Here is a 1,055-nt window from a genome sequence, read left to right on the forward strand (position 1 = left end):
GGCCCGTCCCCGCGGGACGCGGTGGCGCAGGCCGCCGCGATCCTGAAGAAGCGCGGCTACCGCACGGATATCCGCGAGGAGCCCGACGGCGGCGCTTCCGTGGGTGCTGAGCGCGGCTATGTGCGGGAGATCGGCAATATCGTCTTCCACCTGTCCCTGATCGGGGTGTTGGCCTTCATGGCCGTGGGCGGTCTGCTGAGTTATTCGGGGCAGAAGATCATCGTGGAGGGGGAGGGTTTCGCCAACACCCTGGTGGCCTACGACGCCTTCACGCCCGGCGGTGCCTTTTCCGAGGACAGTCTGGAGCCGTTCTCCATGACGCTGGAGAGTTTCGAGAAAGTCTTCGACCGGGAGTCGGAGACGCACTACGGCCAGCCCTTGGACTTCACCGCGCACATGACCGTCCAGGAGGGAACCGACGGCGAGGCGACGCATCAAGACCTGAAGGTCAACCACCCGTTCGACATCGGTGGCACTCGCGTCTACCTCGTGGGCAACGGCTATGCACCGGAGGTCACCGTGCGGGACGGCAACGGGGACATCGCGTTCCAGGGACCCGTCGTCGGCCAGGTCCAGGACGAGGTCTACACCTCGCTGCTGACGATCAAGGTCCCGGACGCCCAGCCGGAGCAGCTGGGTTTCGTCGGGTTCTTCCTGCCGACTTCCTACACCGGGGAGGACGGTGTGGCTGTCTCGATCGACCCGGAGCTGTACAACCCGGAGCTGAACCTGAACTCGTACTACGGGGACCTCGGCCTGGATGCGGGCGAGCCCCAGAATGTGTACGTGCTGGACACGGAGAGCCTCACCGAGTTGAACAACCGGGACCTCGAGTCCGGCGGCATCACGCTGAGCCTCGGGGAGTCCTACGACCTGCCCGAGGGCAAGGGTTCCATCAGCTTCGACGGGGTCAAGCCCTACGTCGGCCTGGACATCCTCTACGATCCGGGCAAGTGGGGCGTGGGAGTCTTCGCGGTCCTGGCCCTCGTCTCCCTCGGGGTGAGCCTGTTCGTGCGCCGCCGCCGCGTGTGGGTCCGTAGCGCTACCGGCCCCGA

1 protein-coding gene is annotated in these 1,055 nt (G+C 66.2%); it reads left to right on the plus strand.

Translation table 11 applies throughout. The features are described from left to right. The coding region (locus AB0333_RS16970) for a cytochrome c biogenesis protein ResB (RefSeq protein ID WP_366219846.1) at positions 1-1,055 on the plus strand (1,055 nt) is incomplete at both ends.

Source organism: Citricoccus sp. NPDC079358, from assembly GCF_040702545.1.
GTDB lineage: Bacteria > Actinomycetota > Actinomycetes > Actinomycetales > Micrococcaceae > Citricoccus.